This window comes from Brachybacterium sp. GCM10030252, from assembly GCF_042666535.1.
Classification (GTDB): Bacteria; Actinomycetota; Actinomycetes; order Actinomycetales; family Dermabacteraceae; genus Brachybacterium.
On record NZ_JBHTDM010000032.1, the window covers coordinates 1 to 18,884 of the forward strand.

Below are 18,884 nucleotides of genomic sequence, written 5' to 3' on the forward strand. Positions count from 1 at the left end.
CGACGGACGCAACATCACCACGGCCGAGAACTGGGCCGGCACCCCCCGCCTCGTCCTCGGCGACGGCTCCGCCTCCACCCACCAGCAGGACCAGGACTCCTGACCCGATGGGTGAGCATGAGCTGATCCTCGCCCTCGGCCCCTCGCTCGGGGTCGGCAGCCGCACCTTCATCATCCAGCTCCTGCTGGTGCTGGGCATCGTGGTGATCGTCGCCTGGCTGTTCATGAAGCGCGGCGCGAAACAGCTCGCGGTGCGGCGCCTGCTGATCATCGCCTTCGCGATCTTCGCGGTGCTCACCGTCCTGTTCCCGGGCATGCTGAGCCGGGCTGCGAATCTGGTGGGGGTCGGCCGCGGGGCGGATCTGCTGCTCTATGCGACCGTCGTCGTCCTGCTCGGCTTCCTCGCCCTCCAGGAGGCCCGCACCAAGGCGGCGGAGAAGCGCACCACCTACCTCGCCCGGCGCCTCGCGATCGACGAGGCCGAGCCGGCGGCGGAGTACCGCGAGAGAGCCCTGCACCGGCCCGAGGGGTGACCGGTCTGCTGTCCGTGCTCGCCCTCATCGCTGCGATCCTCGTCGTCCTGGCGGCGGCGTACCTGCCGGGGTACGCCGCCGTCCGGATGCTCGACGGCTCCCGCCTGATCGCCCTCGCCCTCGCGCCTGCCCTGGCCGCCGCGATCGCCGGCGTCAGCGCCGTCGCCGCGTCCCTGGTCGGGCTGCGCTGGTCACTGCTGCCCTTCCTGCTCGGCGCCCTCGTCCTCGCCGCCGCGGCCTACGGCCTGCGCCGGCTCGATGTCCGGTTGCCAGCGACGGTCCTGGACGGCCGGCTGTCCCCCCGCCGCGCGGTGCCCGGCGGGGCCGCCTGGCTGACCGGCGCCGTCGCCGTCGCGGTGGTGCCGATCGCGCGCCAGGCGGGACGGCCCGACGCGATCCTCGAGCGGTGGGACACGCTCTACCATCTCTCGGCCCTGCAGCGGATCCGCGAGACGGGCGATGCCTCCAGCCTCCACGTCGGCGCGGTCTCGAACACGACCGGCGATCCGACGTTCTACCCGGCGGCCTTCCACGCCCTCGCCGCCCTGGTGCCCGGCGTGGGAACCCCCACGCTGCTGAACGCCACCGTGCTCGCGCTCGCGGTTGCTCCCTGGATCTTGGGCATCGCGCTGCTCGCTCGCTCCCTGTTCCCGAGCACACCGTGGGCCCCGTTCGCCGCGGCGATGGCGGCGGCGCTGATCCCGGCCACCCCGCTGGACCTGTGGATCCACCTCTCCCCCATCCCGAACCTCGCGGGATTCGCCGCCCTGCCGGGAGCGCTGGCGGCCGCTGCCGCGCTGTGGGGTGCGCTGCTGGAACGCCCTGCCCTCCGCCCCGTACTGGCCTCGCTCCTCGCCGTCGGCCTCGCGGGCGCCGGACTGGGGATCATGCACCCCAATGTCGCGGTCACGGCGCTGATCCTGCTCGCGGTGCTGACCACCGTGACCGGCCTGCCCTCGTGGAGAGCCCGTCCGGCACTGATCGCCGTGCCCGTGCTCGCCCTGCTGCCGGTGGTGCTGCTCTCCTACACCCCGCTGGGCTCGCACGTGACCGGATTCAACGGCGGCCTCGCGGTGGTGTGGTGGAGGGCGCTGGGCGAGATCCTGCTGGGTCTGCTGACCGTGTGGCCGATGGCCCTGGGCGCCGCGCTCGCGGTGCTGTGGTGGCCCGGCCTGGTCGTCTCACTGCGCTCCCGGCCGCACCGCTGGCTCGCCGTCGCCTGGATCGTCGTCGCGGTGATCTATCTCGACGCGGCACTGGATTCCCCGCTGAACCTCTCTGCGCTGTACTACCGCGGCCAGGACCGCATCTCCATGCCGCTGGCCATGCTCTCGGCCGTCCTGGTGGTCCCGGGGCTGCAGGCATGGGCGCGCCTGCTGGCTCCCTCCGCCGATCGACGCCGGCAGCCCGGGGCGTCCCGGCCCGTGGCCCTCGTGCTGATCGTCGCCGCGGTCATCGCAGCACTCGCCTCGATCCCGGCCCGCAGCGACAACGCCGCCAAGAACCTGGCCGCGGACTATCCCGGCCGCGGCCGCTTCCTGCAGCCCGACGAGCGCGCCCTGTTCGAGCAGCATGTCCCGGAGATGGACCAGGACGGCACGGTGCTGGCCAGTCCGTTCTCCGGCGCCGCCCACCTGTACGCCATGTTCGGCCAGGACGTCCGCCTGCCCGTGGCCGGCATGGCATACACGGACCTGGACCGGGATCTCATCTACGCGACGGAGAACGCCGCCACGGACCCGGCCGACTGCCGGCTGCTCGAGGAGAACGGCATCACGTACGTCTATCAGGAGCGCCTGCCCTACAACCGGCACAAGACCTCCGACTCGGTCAACTATGCGGGGATGGACCTCGGCGCCGTGCTGTTCACGACCGAGCACTCGACCATGATCGAGATCGACTGCGACCCCGGGGACGGCAGCTATGACCCGGCCTGACCCGCCCACAGCCACCGCCCCGCCGGTCACAGGTGCCGCCCGCCGGTATTCGCCGCTGCTGGACGTGATCCGGATCGTCGCGGTGATCGGCGTGATCTGCGTGCACGTGATCGCCGATCACCTCGACGGTGAGGGGCGGGTGGCGATCCACGTGGTCCGAGCGCTGCTGGCCACGACGGTGCCCGCCTTCATCATGATCTCCGGCGCCCTGAACCTGGCGCCGGCGGCCATGCGCCACGGCTCCGGCCGGTTCCTCGGCCGGAGACTGCGCCGACTGCTGCCGGCGACAGTGGTGTGGACCGCCTTCTATGCCCTGATCATGGGGACCCTGTTCACGGACGAGCCGCTGGACTGGCGCCAGGAGATCCTGGACCTGCTGACAGCCTCCTCGTACCCGCATCTGTACTTCCTGCCGCTGATCCTGGGACTGACCGTCGTCACTCCGGTGATCGCCGTCTACATCGGCGACAGTCCGCGACGGGCCTGGATCACCGGCGGCGTCGCCACAGGGTGGGCGCTGGTGGTGATGGCCGTCCCACCGCTCAGCCAAGGGCTGCTCGGCGAAGCGGTGGTCCCGCTGCAGATGGGCACCCTGACCTATTTCCTGCCGTTCCTGGGCTACTACATCCTGGGACGGGCAGCGTGGGCCCTGCCGGTCAGCCGCAGCCGGGCGCTGCTCCTGCTGCTCGTGGCCACGCCGGTGCTGACCGTGGCGACCGTGTGGGCGTATCTCTCCCGCGTCACCGACACCCCGCCAGGGCAGTTCCTGCTGCCGACCTATGTGGCGCCGACGGTGATGCTGCTCTCGCTCGCCCTGGTGATCGCCCTGCTGAGCCTGGGAGGTGCGTGGACGGTCTCGGCGCGCGCCGAGAACCTCCTGCGGACGATCGGTGACGCCACCTTCGGCGTGTTCCTCGTGCACTTCGCGATCCTCGTGCCGCTGCGCGAGCTGGGCTTCCCCGAGGGCTCGCTGCTGACGGTGCTCGCCCTGATCGTCGTGGTCACCGTCCTCGCCTTCGCAGTCTCGCTGCTGGGCAAGAAGGTCCCGGGGCTGCGCGCGATCCTCTGACGCTCAGCGCCGGATCTCCGCCAGGACCTGTTCGGCGCCCTTCGTGGCGCAGCCGGCCAGGGAGGCGTTCTCGAGCGTCCACCGGCGCAGGTGCTCCCGCTCCGGAGCGCCTTCGCCCTCCAGCGCCGCCCGCATCGCCTCGGCGACCTGGGCGGCGTCGTAGTCGCAGGCCCAGCCCAGGGAGTTGTCACGGATCCGGTCGTGGGCGGCGCCCTCCCCGGCGTGGATCACGGGGGTCCCGGTCGCGGTGGCGGCATAGATCTTGGTGGGCAGGGCGAACTCGTAGCCCTGCCCCGGGGTGATCGAGGACAGCCCGGCGACCGCGCCCCGCAGATGCGCGGCGACCTGGGCCGGCGGGATCTTGTCGCGGAACTCGATGCCCGCGATGCCCTCCTCGGCCACCCGGGCCTCGAGCTCGTCGCGCCCGGACCCCTCGGAGAAGAACAGCAGCCGCGCCTGCGGATGCTGCTGGCGGACTCGGGCGAAGGCGTCGATGAACACAGCGGCGCCCTGCCACTCGGAGACGGTCCCGGCGTAGACGAAGTACGGTCCGGCCTCGCCGGCATCCGAGCCCTCGGGTGTGAAGGTCTCGGTGTCGATCCCGTTGCCCACCATGACGATGCTGGGCCGTGGCCCGATCAGTTCCCGGACCCGATGCTGCACACCCGGGGAGATGGTCAGCACGCGCGAGGCACGCTTCCACACGGTCTTCTCCGCCCAGCGCACCACGGAGCGCACGAAGGTCGGCACACCTTCGACGCTCTCGGTCGCGTCGGACCAGACGTCGGCCGCGTAGAAGGTGTACGGCACCCGGCGGATCATGGCGGCGACCATCCCCACCATCCCGGTCGTCGGCGGCGGCTCGAGCACCAGGGCGTCCATCGGGCGCTGGAGGAGCAGTCGCAGCGCGAGCGGCAGATCGAAGCTGAGATAGGAGACGTACCCGCGGACCTGGCCCTGGTGATCACGCTTGACGGGCCAGCGGGAGACGCGGCGGGCCCGGGACCGGACCCCACCCGCCCCGGGCGCGGAGGTGGTCAGCACGGTGACCTCCGCGCCGGCCCGCTCCAGGGCGATGACCAGCGCCTCCTGGCGGAAGGCGGCGGCCACGGGTTCAGGGGTGTAGACGCGGGTGGCGACGACCACGTGCGCGGGGCGGTTCGGCCCGGGGCGTCGTGCGGTGCGCGACCTCGCCATCAGGCGCGCTCCCGGAGGGCGTCGACGCTCCGTTCGGCCGCCCTGCCGTCGCCGTAGTGGGCGGGGCGCTCGGCGGTGGGCCGAGGCCGTGCCACCGCGGCGGTCAGCTCGGCCGGGTCCGAGACCAGCTGGTTCCAGCCGTTCTCCAGCGTCTCGACCCACTCGGTCTCGGTGCGCACCGTCGAGCACGGGGTCCCCAGCAGGTACGCCTCCTTCTGCAGACCACCGGAGTCGGTGACCACGGCGCTCGCGGCATGCACCGCGCCCACCAGGTCCGGGTAGGCGACGGGCTCGCCGACGCGGACGGCGCCACCGGCCAGCTCGATGCCGGCCTCCTTCGCCTTCGCCATCAGACGCGGATGGGCGAACAGCGCCAGGGGGATCTCGAGAGCCTGCAGGGCCTCGATGATCGCCCGCAGCCGCTCAGGGTCGTCGGTGTTGTCGGCGCGGTGGATCGTGGCCACGGCGAACTCTCCGGCGGGGTCGATGCCCTCGGGCAGGGCCAGCGGAGTGCCCTCGACGGCGGCCGCGACCCGCAGGCACACGTCGGTCATCACATCGCCGGTCACCAGCGTGCGCTCGGCGAGTCCCTCGGCGGCGAGGTGGCCGCGCGCGACCTCGGTGGGAGCCAGCAGCAGATCCGCCGCGTGGTCGGTGACCACGCGGTTGTGCTCCTCGGGCATGCGGCGGTTGAACGAGCGCAGCCCGGCCTCCAGATGGGCGACCTTCAGGTGCATCTTCACGGCGGAGAGGGTGCCGGCGAGGGTGGAGTTGGTGTCTCCGTAGACCAGGGTCCAGTCCGGCTGGTGCTCCTCGAGCACCTCGTCCATGCCGGCCAGCATCGCACCGGTCTGACGCCCGTGCGACCCGGAGCCGACGGAGAGGTTCACGTCCGGGGCGGGGATCCGCAGATCCGCGAAGAACACGTCGCTCATGGCGGCGTCGTAGTGCTGCCCGGTGTGGACGATGACGTGCTCGACGTCGTCCCGCTGCGCGGCTGCATCGGCGATCGCGGCGAGCTTGACGAACTGCGGGCGCGCGCCCACGACGGACAGGATCTTCATGGACGGATCTCTTCCTCTCGGCCCCGGCAGGTCACAGGCGACGCGGCCCGGGTCGCAGGTACAGTAAGCGTGCCCCACCATAGCCAACGGCCGAGGCCGTGCGGCACACCACGACACCATCGAGGGACAGCGCGCCGCGCGCGTGCCCCGCTCGGGAACGGAAGATGCATGACGTCAGGCCAGGGCACGCCGGAGCCTCGTGTCGCTGTGCTCGTCTACAACGACGCCGCCAACGATTCCCGGGTGCTCAAGGAGTCCGCGTCGTTGCGTGACGAGGGCTATGACGTCCGGATCCTCGCGGTCGAACGCCGCGAGCTGGACCGGCCCGCGGCCGTCAGCCGCCTCGGCGAGCGCCTGACGCTGGAACGTGTCCCGGAGTTCGCCTTCGAGCGGATCGTGCCGGCGCTGGCGCCGGTGTGGCGCGGGCTGATCAGCCAGGACCTCGAGCCCGCCTCCCGGGTCTCTGCGCCTCCGCCCCCGGCCCCCCTGGCGCCGCCGACACAGCCGCGGGCCGCGCTGGCCGGTATCAGGTCCCACGCCTTGCGTGCCCTGCGCGGGCTCGGCGAACGCGCCTACCGCACCGTCGCCCTGGGCACGTACTGGAAGAACGTCACACAGGCAGGGCTGCGCGTGCGACCGGACGTGATCCACGCCAACGACGCCAACACGCTGGTCCCCGCACTGGCGATCCGTGCCGCGAGCCGCGGCCGCATCGGGATCGTCTACGACTCGCACGAGCTGTGGCGTCACCGCAACGTCCGCCCTGGCCGTCTCCTGGCCCCTCATGTCGAGGCCCTCATCGAAGCGGTCGGCATCCGCCGGGTCGACGGGGTCATCACCGTCTCGCCCTCCATCGCGGACTGGCTCGAGCGCACCTACCGTCTGCCGCGGCGACCGGCGCTGGTGCGGAACGTCCCGGTCGCCGACGACCTGCCGGACCCCGCCAGCGGAGTGCTCCGCGCTCGCGCCGGGCTCGGCGCCGAGGACCGGGTCATCGCATACGGGGGGCGCATCACCACCGCCCGCGGCATCGAGGAGACCATCGCCGCGCTCCCCCATCTGCCGGCCGATGTCCACTTCGTGCTCCTGGGGTACGGGGAGCAGGCCGCGCTCGAGCAGGTCCGTGCCGAGGCCGCGCACCACGGCGTCGCCGAGCGCGTCCATCTTGTGGGAGCCGTCGAGCCCGACGCCGTCTCGCGCTCCCTGGCCGACGGCGACGTCGCCGTCGTCCACGTGCGCCCCATCTGCCTCTCCTACCGGTTCGCCCTCCCCAACAAGCTCTTCGAATCGATCCGCGCCGGACTGCCCATCGCCGCCGCCGACCTGCCGGACATGCGACGTGTGGTCGAGGAGCTCGGCGTCGGCGAGGTCTTCCAGGGCTCCAGTCCGCAGGATCTCGCCGAGGCGCTGCGGGCGATCCTGGACGATCCGGACACCTACCGAGAGCGTGCCCGCCAGGTGGCCGACGACCTGACCTGGGAACGGGAGACGGAGAGCATGCTCGCGCTGTACCGCCGCGTGATGAGCGAGACCGGGAGGCTCAGCTGATGCGCATCACGGTCGTCACCACCTGGTTCCCGACCGGGACGTCCCCCTCGCGCGGCTCGTTCGTCGTCCGCGACACCCTCGCCATCGCCCGGCACCACGACGTGCGCCTGATCCACCTGGTGCCGCCGGCCGACGACGACGGCACGAGGAGGCTCGTCCACGAGGGCATCGATGTGCTGCGGGTGCCGATGGACCCGCGTCGGCCGGACCAGATCCTGGCCGCGGCCCGCGTGCTCGCCGTGGCGCTCGAGGGCACTGATGTGGTCCATTCGATGGCGTTCTCCGCGTTGCTGCCGATGACGCTGCGACGGCCGCGGGTGCCGTGGATCCACACCGAGCACTGGTCCGCGCTGACCACTCCGTCGACGCTCCCCGCGCCGGCCCGCGCCGGATTGCCGCTGCTGAGTCGTCTGCTGGCGCGGCCGGACCGGGTCACCGCCGTGTGCGAGTTCCTTGCCCGCCCGATTCGGGCCGTCCGCGCCGACCGCCCGACCGCCGTCGTGCCGTGCATCGTCGAGCCGGGACCCCTCGTGCCGCGCCGCGATCGATCCGACGGCGCCCTGCGCATGGTCTCGACGGGCGGACTGATCCCCCGCAAGGACCCCCTGCTGGCGGTCGAGGTGCTCGCCGACCTGCGAGAGCGCGGCGTGGATGCCCATCTGGAATGGCTCGGTGACGGGCCGCTGCGAGAGGACACCCTGCGCCGCGCCGAGGAGCTCGGTGTCACCGGGCAGCTCGCGCTGCCCGGCACGGTCAACGGCACGGGGGTCCGCGAGGCCCTCGGCCGCGCCGACCTGTTCTTCGGCCCCACCCGTGCGGACAACTTCTTCGTCTCCGCCGCGGAGGCGATCGTCGCCGGACGTCCGGTGGTGCTCGGGGCGACGGGCGGCCAGGGCGAGTACGTCGAGCCGTCAGTCGGCGCCCTGGTCCCCGCACAGCACGTCGCCGCCTATGCGACGGCGATCCTCGAGGTCGACGAGCGCACCCGCGACCTCACCGCCGACGAGATCGCGGGCACGATCGGGGACCGGTTCTCCGCCGCGGCCGTCGGGCACGGCTACGCCGCACAGTACGAGCTGCTGCCCGGCCGACCGGGAAGCCGCCGATGAGCGGCACCGGGGCGGAGAAGCCGGTCACCGTCGTGATCGCCTGTCACACGCCGGAACGTCCCGTCGGCCGAGCAGTGGCCTCGATCCTGGAGGGCAATGCCGATCACGCCCACGTCACCGTGGTGTGCCACAACCGTGACGCCGGCGATATCGCCTCGGCGATCGACCCCGCCCATCGTGCGCGAGTCACGTTCCTCGAGCACAGGGACCGGCATCGATCCGCCTCGGGCCCGTTCAATGCCGGAATGCGCGCCGCGACCACGCCGTTCGTGGCGATCATGGGCTCCGACGACATGCTGGCGCCCGGCGCGGTCGCCTCCTGGCTCACGGTCCAGGAACGCACCGGCGCGGACTTCGTGGTCACCCGTCTCGCCCTGGGCACCGCCGGATCCGGCGTCCCCACGCCGGCCGTCCGCATGCATCGTGCCGGTCTCGTCGACCTCGTGGCCGACCGGCTGAGCTACCGCTCCGCACCACTGGGACTGATGCGCCGCGAGATGCTGGCCGCGACCGGCGCGTGGCTCGTCGAAGGGGCCGGAGTCGGCGGTGACGTCGGGATGGTCACGCAGCTCATGGCGACACGCCCCACGGCCTACGACCGCTTCGGCCCGCCCTATGTGATCGGCGAGGATGCCGGCGACCGGGTCACCTACGTGGTCCGTCCGATCCGCGAGCAGCTCGGCTTCTTCCCCGACGTGCTGACCGCGGGCTGGTTCCGGGCGCTGCCGCGGGGCGCTCGACGGGCGATCGGCGTCAAGCTCCTGCGCATCCACGTCTTCGGGGCGGTCTTCTATCGCAGCGACGTCTCGATCTGGACCGAGGCCGAGCGCACGGATCTCGCGGAGATCACGGCCGGTGTGATCGTCGAGTGCCCGGGGTGCCTGGGGCCGCTGTCCCGAGCCGACCGCGACGTGGTCGACGCCTGTCTGGACCCCACCATCCCGGCCGAGGACCTGGTGCGTGCGGCGAAGGCGCGTCGACGCCATGGCCGCCCGGCGACGCTGCTGCCCCGGCGGTGGCGACACGCCCTGGACCGCGAGGCTCCGGTGCGGTTCATGGCCGCGTCCCTGGCCGTCCGGCACCTTCCGCGCCTGGTGGGGCTTATCCGCGGCTGACCGGAGCCGAGGGTCTCAGGCGTCCCCGGCGATCCGGGCGATGGAGCTCTGCCAGCCCTCGATCTGCCGCTCGGCCGAGAGCTCACGCGCCGACGCGTTCGCGGCCTGCTTGAAGCGATCGACATCCTCCTTGGTGGTCGTCGACAGCGCTGCGCGCAGGGAATCGGCGTCAGCCCCGTCGAGGACGCGACCGATCCCGTGCTCCCGCACGAGAGCGGCCATGTCGGGTGACGGCCCCACGAGGACGCCGGTCCTGGCCTGGACGGCTTCGAACAGCTTGTTGGGCAGGCTGTGCTGGAGGTTGAAGGTGCTGTCCGGGAAGACCACGATCGAGAGGTCGTACCCCGCCACGGCCTCCACCAGGTCCGTGTACGGCACCGGATCGCGGAAGGACACCGACGGCAGGTCCGCCGCTCGATCCCTGAGCGTCTCGATGTACCCCGGTTCGCTCGGCACCAGCATGAGGTCCAGCGTCAAGTTCTCGGGAGCACCGCGCATGGCGTCGATCATCGATTCCAGGCGACGGTTGGCTCGGGCCACCCCGGTGTGCAGCAGCCGTATCGTCTCGCCGGTGGGCCGCGGAGAGCGCTGCTCGTAAGCTGCGGCATTGGTCACGACCTCGACGTCGACGCCGAATCGGATCGCGTACTCACCGGCCAGCCCCGGGGACACGGTCGTGATCGCATCGACCCGCGGCAGACAGGTACGGCAGATCCACCGCTGATAGGGCGCGACGAACCAGCGCCAGGAGCGGACATGCTCCTTCTCGCGCGGCGCGTACTCGTGCAGGTCGGCGTGGATCCCCCGGCGCGGGGCGAGCCAGAGGGCCAGCGGGAGGGTGTTGACGTCGTTGGCGAGGACGACGTCGACGGCGCCGGCGAGGTCCGCCAGTCGCTGCCGTGCGGCCCGCACCGCGCTCATGTCCCAGTACACGTGCCGGTACCGCCTCGAGAGCAGATATCGCTTGTTGCTGGGCCAGGCACGGGTGCTCGCGGGCAGCTCACGGTGGGTCACGTCGGGGTGCGGCGTGGGCCCGAATCCGACGGTCGTGACCTCGTAACGACGGGCGAGCAGTCCGATCTGGCGCTGGACCCGCGGGTCCCGCACGAGCTCGGAGAACGACAGGATCAGCACTGAGGTCATCGTTCCTGCTCCTGATCGATCGGGGCATCCGCGGAGCGGGTCAGGCCGGCGAGCGCGGCCTGCTCGGCGAAGGCGGGCACGGCGGCGACGACCTCGTCGAAGGAGCCGGCCGCGGCGACCGTGCCCTCGGACATGTAGAACACGATGTCGGAGTGCTGGATGGTCGCCAGGCGATGCGCGATGGTGATGGTGGTGACCTCGTCGCCCAGACCGCGGATCGCATCGGTGACCGCGGCCTCGGTCTTGGTGTCCAGGGCACTGGTGGCCTCGTCCATGACCAGGACGGACGGCTCCGTGTACAGGCCGCGGGCAATGCCCATGCGCTGTCGCTGCCCTCCCGAGAGCGTCATGCCACGCTCCCCCAGCCTGCCCTCGATCCCGTCCGGGCGATCCTCGATCACCTCAAGCATCTGCGCCCGGCGCAGCGCCGTGCGCACCCGGTCCTCGTCGACCTCCTCCGGATTCCACGTCAGTGCGACGTTCTCGCCCACGGACACATCGAACAGAGAGACCTCCTGCGGGACGTATCCCACGGAGGAGCGCCACTGGCGCAGCACCGTGGTGATGTCGACGTCGTCGACGAGGATCCGGCCGCTGCTGGGTGTGAGAAGTCCGAGCAACAGGTCGACCAGCGTGGACTTGCCGGCGCCGGAGCTGCCGACGAAGGCCACCGACGAGCCGGCGGGGATCCGCAGCGAGACGTTGTGCACCGCGGGCTCCTCACGGCCGGGATAGGTGAAGCTCACGTCCTCCAGCACGATGTCATGCAGCCCCCGTTCCAGGGTGCCCGAGTCCGGCTGCTCCTTGCGCGCGACCGCCTCACGAGCGAACTCGATGTCGTCGATGATGTAGTCGGCGAAGGCCGCATTGGTCAGGATGCGGTTCTGCGTGGACTGGAATCGGGTCAGTGACGGCACGAGACGGAATCCGGCCACGGCGAAGACCGCCACCGAGGTCATCGCCCCAGTGGGTCCCCCGGAGAGGTACCCGACCCCGCCGATGACGGCGAACCCGCCGACCATGCCGGCGTCCAGCACGAACCGGGGCATCTGGTTGTAGTACTGGGCGAAGGCCCGGGTGCGGGAGGCCGTGGCGCGACGCTCGGCGACGATGTCGGCCACCTCGCCCTCGTTGCCCTTCAGCGTCAGCTCCTTCAGGGCGGCGAGGACCTCTCCCAGCAGGCGGACCACACGGATGGAGTTGTCGCGGTTGCTCGCGCCATTGGCGACGGCCTTCGGGGTGATCACGCGGGAGAGGATCAGCGCGATGAACCCCAGATACACGAAGGTCGCCAGCGCGATCTGCCAGTCCAGGACGATCAGGCCGATGCTGATGACCGTGATCGTGGCGAACTCCGCGACGACGGTCATCGACGGCATCAGCACGTTTGCGACCACGGCCGCCACGCCGGAGTCGACCATGCGGATGATCTCCTGCGTCGACTTGGAGGCGCGGTCCACCCAGGAGGCTGACATGTAGGAGCGGAAGAGGGTCTGGCCGATCGCGACCTCATGCTGCGCGAAACGCTGGGTGGCGATCCGGATCGTCAGCAGGTTCAGGAAGCTCTTGATGATGATCAGGCCGACGAACGCCGCGACGAGGACCAGCATCTCCTCGAATGTGCGCAGCTGCCATCCCAGCACGGGGACCGTGACGGCGGTGCCCGGTTCCATCAGACCGGGGATGACGACGGCGATCGCTCCCAGCGCCACCACGTCCAGCAGGGCCAGGACGCTCATGACCACGCCGAAGGTCACCAGGAATCGCCGTGAGTCCGGCGGCAGCACCGACAGGGTGCGTCGGACGATCCTGATGGTCTGCTTCACCTGGGGTTCTCCTCTTCGCTCGGGACGGGCGGGCGCCGGTCCACGGCGTGGCACCCGGTGCGCCGCTCGTTCAGCACACGGGCTCCAGCTCGTACAGAGCGTACGGGCCCTCCTCGGCCACGAGAGTCAGTCGCGAGGGCGGGATGTCGTGGACCCCACTCCAACGTCTCGAGGCCTCAGGATTGATGGCGGCGCCGGATGCGGCGGAGACATCACGGTACAGGTGGGTCGGGCCCAGTCGTGTCAGGGCCGAGCACACCTCGCCGTAGATGTCCGGATTCCCGGCGTAGTTGGCGACCAGGGTCTGGTCCCGAGTCAGGGGGCGCGCCATCGTGGGGTAGACGGTCCGGGTTCCGCCGATCGACCAGTACAGGGGCGCTCCATCCAGTGGATCGGCGAGGACCACGGCGCTGTCCGGCAGGGCTGCGGCCGTGCGCTCGATGAAGGCGCGCTCCTGCGGAGTGACGTACGGCTCCAGCTGGAGACCGTAGGCGGTGTAGGCGAGCGATCCCAGCAGCGGCAGCCGCGGCGGCACGACGACGGCAACGAGCACGATCGCGAGCACACCGACCGCGGCGACCGTCCCGAATACGGGACGACCTCGGATCCGGTCGACGTCCACGACCGCGTCCAGACCGCGCACCAGGAGCACCATGAGCATGCACATCATCAGCGGGGCGATCCGCTCCCGCGCCCCGTACCACGGGTTCACCAGCGCGGCGGCCGCCGGGGACTCGATCTCCGTGGCCAGACCCAGCAGCACGGAGGCGACGACCGCCACCGCCGAGCTCGTGCCCACGACCTCCCAGCGACGCACCGCTGCGACGGCACCGATCGCGGCGAGGATCCACACCGGCAGCAGGGGCCATGCCGCCGTCTCGACCACCGGGATCCGCGGGGTGTCGGTGAGAATCTTCCAGGCCACGGAGCCCACTCCGTCGGCGCTCGGCTTGGTCAGGTTCATCCCGCTGAGCATGGTGCTCGAGACCACGAGGAAACCACCCGCTGCGGCGAGCGCGCCCCCCACCTGCCACCAGCCGCGACGTCCGCGGCCGGCGCGAAGATGACCGATCCCCCCGACCAGGACGTACAGACCGGCCACGACGGCGACCGAGAACAGCATCGACGGGTGCGCGACTGCTGTGCCGACCAGGACCGCGGCATGACCGGTGAGCCCGCCGAGCCGGCGGAGCCCGCGCACGCCATGCCGGTGCTCCAGCAGGCGCAGGGCGGAGGCGATCGCCACGGGCAGACACACCACCCCCAGCACCGTCGGCCACAGTCCCATCACCAGAGCCGTCGCGGCGACGCTGAGGAAGAGAGTCGATGCGGCCGCGGCAAGCGCCGCACCCACGGGGGCCTCGCGACGACCGGCCGCGACCGACGCGGCGAGCGCCGCCACCGAGGACGGCAGTGCCGCCAGCAGCGAGAGCATCATCGCGTTCGCCGCCGTGACCGTGTCGAACGGCAACAGCGCCGCGAGAGCGTCGAACATCACCGGGTAGTACGTCGGGGCTCCGTAGATCTCCGTCAGCGCCGTCGTGAGGAAGGCATCGCCCACGTCGCGGATGAAGGCGATCGCGGAGAGATGGAAAAAGGAGTCGTAGCTGCCGTTGAGCGTCCCGATACCGCCCATGCGCTGGCTGCTGGAGGCCACGACCAGCACGCCCGACAGAACCGCGACTCCCGTCACCAGCGACACGCTGCGCAGGGTCCAGGGGGCCGCGGACGACGCCGGGTCCCCCGGCGGGGGGTGCGCGAGACGGCGAGCGATCAGCAGCCGAGCGAGCAGGGCAAGGCCCACCAGGGCGAGGTATCCGATCACGGCGCTGAGGATGGTCCAGGGGATCCCCAGCAGACGGTAGAGCGCAGTGAGCACCACCGTGAGCAGCACGGTGACCACCGGGGCCCAGCCCCACCGCACGGGAACACGGGATGCAAGCGCGATCAGCAGCAGGTGGCCGGGAACGGCGAGCAGCGCCCACGCGGCCAGCACCGGAAGCAACTCGGTCATGCGCAGCAGCTCATGAGATCCTGGGCGGAGGTTGCAGGGCACGCTCATACCCCGCCGTCACCACGGACGGATCGCGTTGCGCGAAGGCGAATTCTCGCGAGAGGCGGGAGGCCGCCGCGTAGACCTCGGGGTCGCGGAGCTCGAGGATGCGCTGGACGGCCCCGTCGACGTCGGGGACGACCCAGTCCGGATCGTAGAGGCTCGCCGCTCCTCCGTAGGGCACGGTGTCGGGCCAGTCGCGGATGACCGCCGGGCACCCGACCGCGAGAGCCTCCATGACGGACTCGTGCGTGCCCTCGTGCCGGGAGGAGGAGACGATCATCCCTGATTCCGCCAGCAACGCCGGGACATCGGCGCGCGCACCGAGCTGTTCGACCGGGCCCGGGCCGAGCTGCTCGAGTCGTTCGCGCACCAACCGCTGATACGGCGTGTCCCGGGACGCCGAGTCGGGCAGGCGCGGCCCGACCAGCCTCAGCCTGTAAGCATCGTCGTGCCGGCGCAGGCGCTCGAGGACCTCGATCGTGAACAGGACGTCCTTGACCTCCCTGACCCAACCCACCTGCACCAGCAGCCGCGGATCGTGGTCCTCACGGGGCGGGGTCTCCAGACCGCGCGCCAGGAGATTGCCCACGTGCTCGGCCTGGATATCGGCGAAGTCGGGAGCGATGACGGTCAGCATGTTCCACACCGGGGGCGAGACGTACAGCATCCGGTCGATCCGGGCGTGATCGTGCAGCAGCGTGAAGGGGGTGAAGGCCTCGAAGCGATGGACCCGGGACATCAGGGCTCGCGGTGCCCGATCCAGCAGGGTAATCCAGGTCAGGACGTGATGGCTCCACTCGACGAGGGCGACGTCGGCCCAGTCGTAGCTCTCGGCCAGGGCAGGCGGCGTCGGCATCCGGCGACCGGAGGTGACCAGGTCGTACCGGCCGCGGATGATCCGGTCGCGATCGGGGAACCCACCCTCGGGCAGGTCCTCGACGTCCAGCTCCCGGACCTCGAACCGCCCGGTGGCACGCAGTGCATCGATGAGCGGCCGCACGAACGTCCAGTTCTCCTGCGCGATGACGAGCAGGCGCAGAGGTTCGCCACCGCGGCGGTCCCGCGGGGCCGGTCGCGACGGAGCGCTCGAGAACGGCACCGTCCGGCCGAGCATGAGCGTGCCGGTCGCCGATTCCCGAAGGGGCCGGAGGAATTCGGCGGGGTCGGCGGCGAGAGGCGAGCGGCCCGCCTGGTGCAGGGACGGGTCGTAGGAGACACGCAACGCCTTGTCGAACCAGCGCAGGGCGGCGTCGACGCGCCCTCGCTCCAGGCATCGGTCGGCGAGACCCAGCAACGTCGCGACATCTTGGCGCCATCGGCCGTACCGCGGGTCGGCCGCGAGTCGCTGCTGCGCGGAGAAATAGACGCCCATCCCCCCTGCGCGGCCGGGGAGCCGACGGGCGGCCCCGGTGGCCGCACGGAGGGCACGGGCGCGAAGCGGTGCGAGGTCAGGCACCGTCGGTGTCCCCGTCGAGCCGAACGACCTCCCCCGCGCGAGCCGATTCCAGGACGGCCTCGACGGTGCGCACGGTGTGCAGGCCCTCGCGCATGGTGACGATGTTGGAGGTGTCTCCGCCGATGGCGTCGCGGAAAGCTTCGTGCTCGGTGGCCAGGGGCTCCTTGCGCTGCAGCGAGTAGCGGATGGAGTCGCCCTCGCTGACGCCGCGGAAGGAGGCCATGGACTCCCACAGGTTGGTGGCCTTCTCGCCGTTGGCGTGGAAGGTGAGGTCGGCGTTGATGGTGTCACCGACCAGGGCGCCGTTCTCGCCGGTCACGACGGTGACGCGCTCTTTGAACGGTGTCAGCCAGTTCACCAGGTGGTTGGTGATGGTGCCGTCGGCGAGGCCGCCGGCGATCGAGACCATGTCCTCGTCGCGGCGCCCGGAGCGGCGGGTGGAGGTGGCCGCGACGTGCGCGTACCGCGACTGCGCGACCCACGCGGTCAGGTCGAGGTCGTGCGTGGCGAGGTCCTTGACCACGCCGACGTCGGCGATGCGCGCTGGGAACGCGCCCTGGCGGCGGGTGACGATCTGGTAGATCTCGCCGAGTTGCCCGTCGGCGATGCGCTTGCGCATCTCCTGCAGCGCGGGGTTGTACCGCTCGATGTAGCCGACCGCGCCGACCAGGCCGGCGTTCTCGTAGGCCGCGGTGATCTCCTCGGCCTCGCCGATGTCGAAGGCGAGCGGCTTCTCGACCAGTGTGTGCACCCCGGCCTCGGCGAGGGTCAGGGCCACATCGCGGTGGAACTGGGTGGGCACGGCGACGACGGCGTAGTCGATGCCGGCGGCGATCAGGGACTGCACGTCGGGCAGGATGTCGTACCCCGGGGCGGCACCGTGCGGGTCGCCGTGGGCATCGGCGACGGCGACGAGATCCACACCGTCCAGGGCCTGGAGGTTGCGCGCATGGTGGCGGCCCATCATGCCCAGGCCGATCAGCCCGGCCCGCAGTCGCTTCGTGCTCGCACTCATGGTCACGCTCCTGCCTTCGCGACCGCGTTCACGGCCTCGACGATCCGATCCCGGTCCTCGTCGCTGACGCTCGGGTGGACCGGCAGCGACAGCACCTCCCGCGCCAGCATGTCGGTGACCGGCAGGTCCGCGTCCGCAGCGTCCGCTGCGGACGAGGCGAACGTCGCCAGGCGATGCACGGGCGTGGGGTAGTACACCCCGCAGCCGACCTTGTGCTCCTCGCGCAGCGCGGTCGCGAAGGCGTCGCGCTCGGCGGCGGAGGCGCCCTCGAGGCGGATCGTGTACTGGTGGTAGACGTGCGTGGCCTGCTCACGCACGACAGGCGTCGTGACACCCTCGAGGTGGGCGTCGAAGTGGGCGGCCAGCTGCTGACGCTGCGCGGTCCACCCGGCGAGCTTGGTCAGCTGCACCCGGCCGATCGCGGCGTGGACGTCGGTCATGCGGTTGTTGTAGCCGACGACCTCGTTGGCGTACTGCCGCTCCATGCCCTGGTTGCGCAGCAGCCGCACCTGGCGGGCGGTCTCCGCATCGGCGCAGGCGACCATGCCGCCCTCGCCGGAGGTCATGTTCTTGGTCGGGTACAGCGAGTACATCGCGCCGTCGCCGAGGGTTCCCACGAGCGATCCGTCCCACGTGGCCCCGTGCGCCTGCGCGGCATCCTCGAACACCCACAGCCCGTGCTCACGGGCGATCCTGGTGATCTCGCCCATCGGCGCGGGGTGGCCGTAGAGGTGGACGGGCTGGATCCCGACGGTGCGCTCGGTGATCGCGGCCTCGATCGCGGCCGGGTCCACCGTGAAGGTCTCCGGGTCGACGTCGACGAACACCGGGACACCCCCGGAGACGGCGACCGTGTTCGCGGTCGCCGCGAAGGTGAACGAGGGCACGATGACCTCGTCGCCGGGCCGCAGACCGAGGGCGAGCATCCCCAGGTGCTGACCCGAGGTGCCGGAGTTGACGGCCACGACCTCGCGGCCACCGGCCAGCTCGGCGGAGAACTCCTGCTCGAAGGCCGCGACCTCCGGGCCCTGCGCCAGCATCGCGGAGGCCAGCACGCGATCGACCGCGTCGCGCTCCTCCTGCCCGATGATCGGCTTCGCCGGCGGGATCATCGTCGGTTCCGTGTTCATGCGGTGGGTCCGTCCTGTTCGTCGGAGTCGTCGAGCGCGGCCGGGCGCGGGGCCCCGGCCTGAGGGGAGGAGGCGAGCTGGAGCCCGCCGGACTTCTCGTCGTGGATGTACCACTCGCCGGTGGTGGGGCACACCCAGGCGTCGGTGCCGTCGGTGGAGGGGATCAGCTTCTCCCCGGAGCGGCCCACCCAGGCGAGGCGCTTGGCGGGGACGCCGGCAACCAGGGCGTGCGGGGGCACGTCCTTGACGACGGTGGCACCGGCGGCGACCATCGCCCAGGCGCCGATCGTCACCGGGGCGACGCACACGGCGCGGGCGCCGATGGACGATCCCGTCTCGCAGGTGACCCCGACGGGCTCCCAGTCCGACGTCGACTTCGGCGACAGGTCCGGGTTCACCGCGCGGGGGAAGTGGTCGTTGGTGAACACGGCGGCGGGGCCGACGAAGACGCCGTCGGCGAGCACCGCGGGCTCGTAGACCAGCGCGTAGTTCTGGACCTTGCAGCCGTCGCCCATCCGCACGCCGGAGCCGATGTAGGCGCCGCGACCGATGACGCAGCCGGTGCCGAGCCTCGCGCCCTCGCGCACCTGTGCGAGATGCCAGATGGAGCTGCCGTCGCCGATGGTGGCATCGTCCGAGATGTCGGACCCCGGGGCTGCCCGGTAGGCAGGGGTTTCACTCATGGG

General features: G+C 71.4%; 15 protein-coding genes. 6 read left to right on the forward strand and 9 right to left on the reverse strand.

Annotated features, from left to right (window positions below; all coding sequences use genetic code 11):
• Positions 1-107 precede the first annotated feature (107 nt).
• The 3 genes from ACFQRJ_RS14115 to ACFQRJ_RS14125 are packed head-to-tail and all read left to right on the forward strand — an operon-like array spanning position 108 to position 3,539.
• Positions 108-533, forward strand: coding sequence for a DUF2304 domain-containing protein (locus ACFQRJ_RS14115; RefSeq protein WP_377019824.1), 426 nt, complete (start codon positions 108-110; stop codon positions 531-533).
• On the forward strand, positions 530-2,470 hold the full coding sequence (locus ACFQRJ_RS14120) for a DUF6541 family protein (protein ID WP_377019825.1): 1,941 nt from the start codon (positions 530-532) through the stop codon (positions 2,468-2,470). Before ACFQRJ_RS14115 ends, ACFQRJ_RS14120 begins: the two co-directional genes overlap by 4 nt.
• A complete protein-coding gene (locus ACFQRJ_RS14125; protein ID WP_377019826.1) occupies positions 2,457-3,539 on the forward strand; it encodes an acyltransferase in 1,083 nt (360 codons plus the stop codon). The genes ACFQRJ_RS14120 and ACFQRJ_RS14125 overlap by 14 nt, the downstream gene beginning before the upstream one ends.
• Before the next feature lie 3 nt (positions 3,540-3,542).
• Here the strand turns inward: ACFQRJ_RS14125 and ACFQRJ_RS14130 are convergent, their stop codons facing one another.
• Both ACFQRJ_RS14130 and wecB read right to left on the reverse strand, forming a co-directional pair.
• The gene (locus ACFQRJ_RS14130) at positions 3,543-4,736 is read right to left on the reverse strand and encodes a glycosyltransferase (RefSeq protein ID WP_377019828.1); all 1,194 of its coding nucleotides are present in this window, start codon (positions 4,734-4,736) and stop codon (positions 3,543-3,545) included.
• Complete coding sequence (wecB, locus tag ACFQRJ_RS14135; RefSeq protein WP_377019829.1) at positions 4,736-5,800, reverse strand: non-hydrolyzing UDP-N-acetylglucosamine 2-epimerase; 1,065 nt, start codon at positions 5,798-5,800, stop codon at positions 4,736-4,738. Before wecB ends, ACFQRJ_RS14130 begins: the two co-directional genes overlap by 1 nt.
• A gap of 168 nt (positions 5,801-5,968) precedes the next feature.
• On the opposite strand from wecB, the gene ACFQRJ_RS14140 reads away from it, so the two are divergent.
• The 3 genes from ACFQRJ_RS14140 to ACFQRJ_RS14150 are packed head-to-tail and all read left to right on the forward strand — an operon-like array spanning position 5,969 to position 9,572.
• A complete protein-coding gene (locus tag ACFQRJ_RS14140; protein WP_377019830.1) occupies positions 5,969-7,348 on the forward strand; it encodes a glycosyltransferase in 1,380 nt (459 codons plus the stop codon).
• Positions 7,348-8,457 carry a glycosyltransferase family 4 protein gene (locus ACFQRJ_RS14145; RefSeq protein WP_377019831.1) on the forward strand — a complete coding sequence of 370 codons (1,110 nt, stop codon included), beginning with the start codon at positions 7,348-7,350 and terminating at the stop codon, positions 8,455-8,457. The genes ACFQRJ_RS14140 and ACFQRJ_RS14145 overlap by 1 nt, the downstream gene beginning before the upstream one ends.
• Complete coding sequence (locus tag ACFQRJ_RS14150; RefSeq protein WP_377019832.1) at positions 8,454-9,572, forward strand: glycosyltransferase; 1,119 nt, start codon at positions 8,454-8,456, stop codon at positions 9,570-9,572. Before ACFQRJ_RS14145 ends, ACFQRJ_RS14150 begins: the two co-directional genes overlap by 4 nt.
• Before the next feature lie 15 nt (positions 9,573-9,587).
• Here the strand turns inward: ACFQRJ_RS14150 and ACFQRJ_RS14155 are convergent, their stop codons facing one another.
• From ACFQRJ_RS14155 to ACFQRJ_RS14185, 7 genes are all read right to left on the reverse strand, one after another.
• Entirely contained in the window at positions 9,588-10,715 is a 1,128-nt protein-coding gene (locus tag ACFQRJ_RS14155) for a glycosyltransferase (RefSeq protein ID WP_377019833.1), read from the reverse strand.
• Positions 10,712-12,541, reverse strand: coding sequence for an ABC transporter ATP-binding protein (locus tag ACFQRJ_RS14160; protein WP_377019834.1), 1,830 nt, complete (start codon positions 12,539-12,541; stop codon positions 10,712-10,714). The genes ACFQRJ_RS14155 and ACFQRJ_RS14160 overlap by 4 nt, the downstream gene beginning before the upstream one ends.
• A gap of 70 nt (positions 12,542-12,611) precedes the next feature.
• Complete coding sequence (locus ACFQRJ_RS14165; protein ID WP_377019835.1) at positions 12,612-14,555, reverse strand: DUF6541 family protein; 1,944 nt, start codon at positions 14,553-14,555, stop codon at positions 12,612-12,614.
• 10 nt (positions 14,556-14,565) lie between these two features.
• Positions 14,566-15,969, reverse strand: a complete 1,404-nt coding sequence (locus ACFQRJ_RS14170) for a glycosyltransferase (RefSeq protein WP_377019836.1) — start codon at positions 15,967-15,969, stop codon at positions 14,566-14,568.
• Between the two features lie 76 nt (positions 15,970-16,045).
• Entirely contained in the window at positions 16,046-17,068 is a 1,023-nt protein-coding gene (locus ACFQRJ_RS14175; protein ID WP_377019838.1) for a Gfo/Idh/MocA family protein, read from the reverse strand.
• 2 nt (positions 17,069-17,070) lie between these two features.
• Complete coding sequence (locus tag ACFQRJ_RS14180) at positions 17,071-18,198, reverse strand: DegT/DnrJ/EryC1/StrS family aminotransferase (protein WP_377019839.1); 1,128 nt, start codon at positions 18,196-18,198, stop codon at positions 17,071-17,073.
• Positions 18,195-18,881, reverse strand: a complete 687-nt coding sequence (locus ACFQRJ_RS14185) for an acyltransferase (protein ID WP_377019840.1) — start codon at positions 18,879-18,881, stop codon at positions 18,195-18,197. Before ACFQRJ_RS14185 ends, ACFQRJ_RS14180 begins: the two co-directional genes overlap by 4 nt.
• Positions 18,882-18,884: the final 3 nt, after the last annotated feature.

Excerpts from the sequence above, each read along its gene's own strand:
- ACFQRJ_RS14125 (WP_377019826.1), top strand. The coding sequence starts at position 2,457 with ATGACCCGGCCTGACCCGCCCACAGCCACCGCCCCGCCGGTCACAGGT.
- ACFQRJ_RS14115 (WP_377019824.1), top strand. The coding sequence starts at position 108 with ATGGGTGAGCATGAGCTGATCCTCGCCCTCGGCCCCTCGCTCGGGGTC.
- ACFQRJ_RS14175 (WP_377019838.1), bottom strand. The coding sequence starts at position 17,068 with ATGAGTGCGAGCACGAAGCGACTGCGGGCCGGGCTGATCGGCCTGGGC.
- wecB (WP_377019829.1), bottom strand. The coding sequence starts at position 5,800 with ATGAAGATCCTGTCCGTCGTGGGCGCGCGCCCGCAGTTCGTCAAGCTC.
- ACFQRJ_RS14165 (WP_377019835.1), bottom strand. The coding sequence starts at position 14,555 with ATGACCGAGTTGCTTCCGGTGCTGGCCGCGTGGGCGCTGCTCGCCGTT.
- ACFQRJ_RS14185 (WP_377019840.1), bottom strand. The coding sequence starts at position 18,881 with ATGAGTGAAACCCCTGCCTACCGGGCAGCCCCGGGGTCCGACATCTCG.
- ACFQRJ_RS14155 (WP_377019833.1), bottom strand. The coding sequence starts at position 10,715 with ATGACCTCAGTGCTGATCCTGTCGTTCTCCGAGCTCGTGCGGGACCCG.
- ACFQRJ_RS14140 (WP_377019830.1), top strand. The coding sequence starts at position 5,969 with ATGACGTCAGGCCAGGGCACGCCGGAGCCTCGTGTCGCTGTGCTCGTC.
- ACFQRJ_RS14180 (WP_377019839.1), bottom strand. The coding sequence starts at position 18,198 with ATGAACACGGAACCGACGATGATCCCGCCGGCGAAGCCGATCATCGGG.
- ACFQRJ_RS14145 (WP_377019831.1), top strand. The coding sequence starts at position 7,348 with ATGCGCATCACGGTCGTCACCACCTGGTTCCCGACCGGGACGTCCCCC.
- ACFQRJ_RS14130 (WP_377019828.1), bottom strand. The coding sequence starts at position 4,736 with ATGGCGAGGTCGCGCACCGCACGACGCCCCGGGCCGAACCGCCCCGCG.
- ACFQRJ_RS14150 (WP_377019832.1), top strand. The coding sequence starts at position 8,454 with ATGAGCGGCACCGGGGCGGAGAAGCCGGTCACCGTCGTGATCGCCTGT.
- ACFQRJ_RS14170 (WP_377019836.1), bottom strand. The coding sequence starts at position 15,969 with ATGGGCGTCTATTTCTCCGCGCAGCAGCGACTCGCGGCCGACCCGCGG.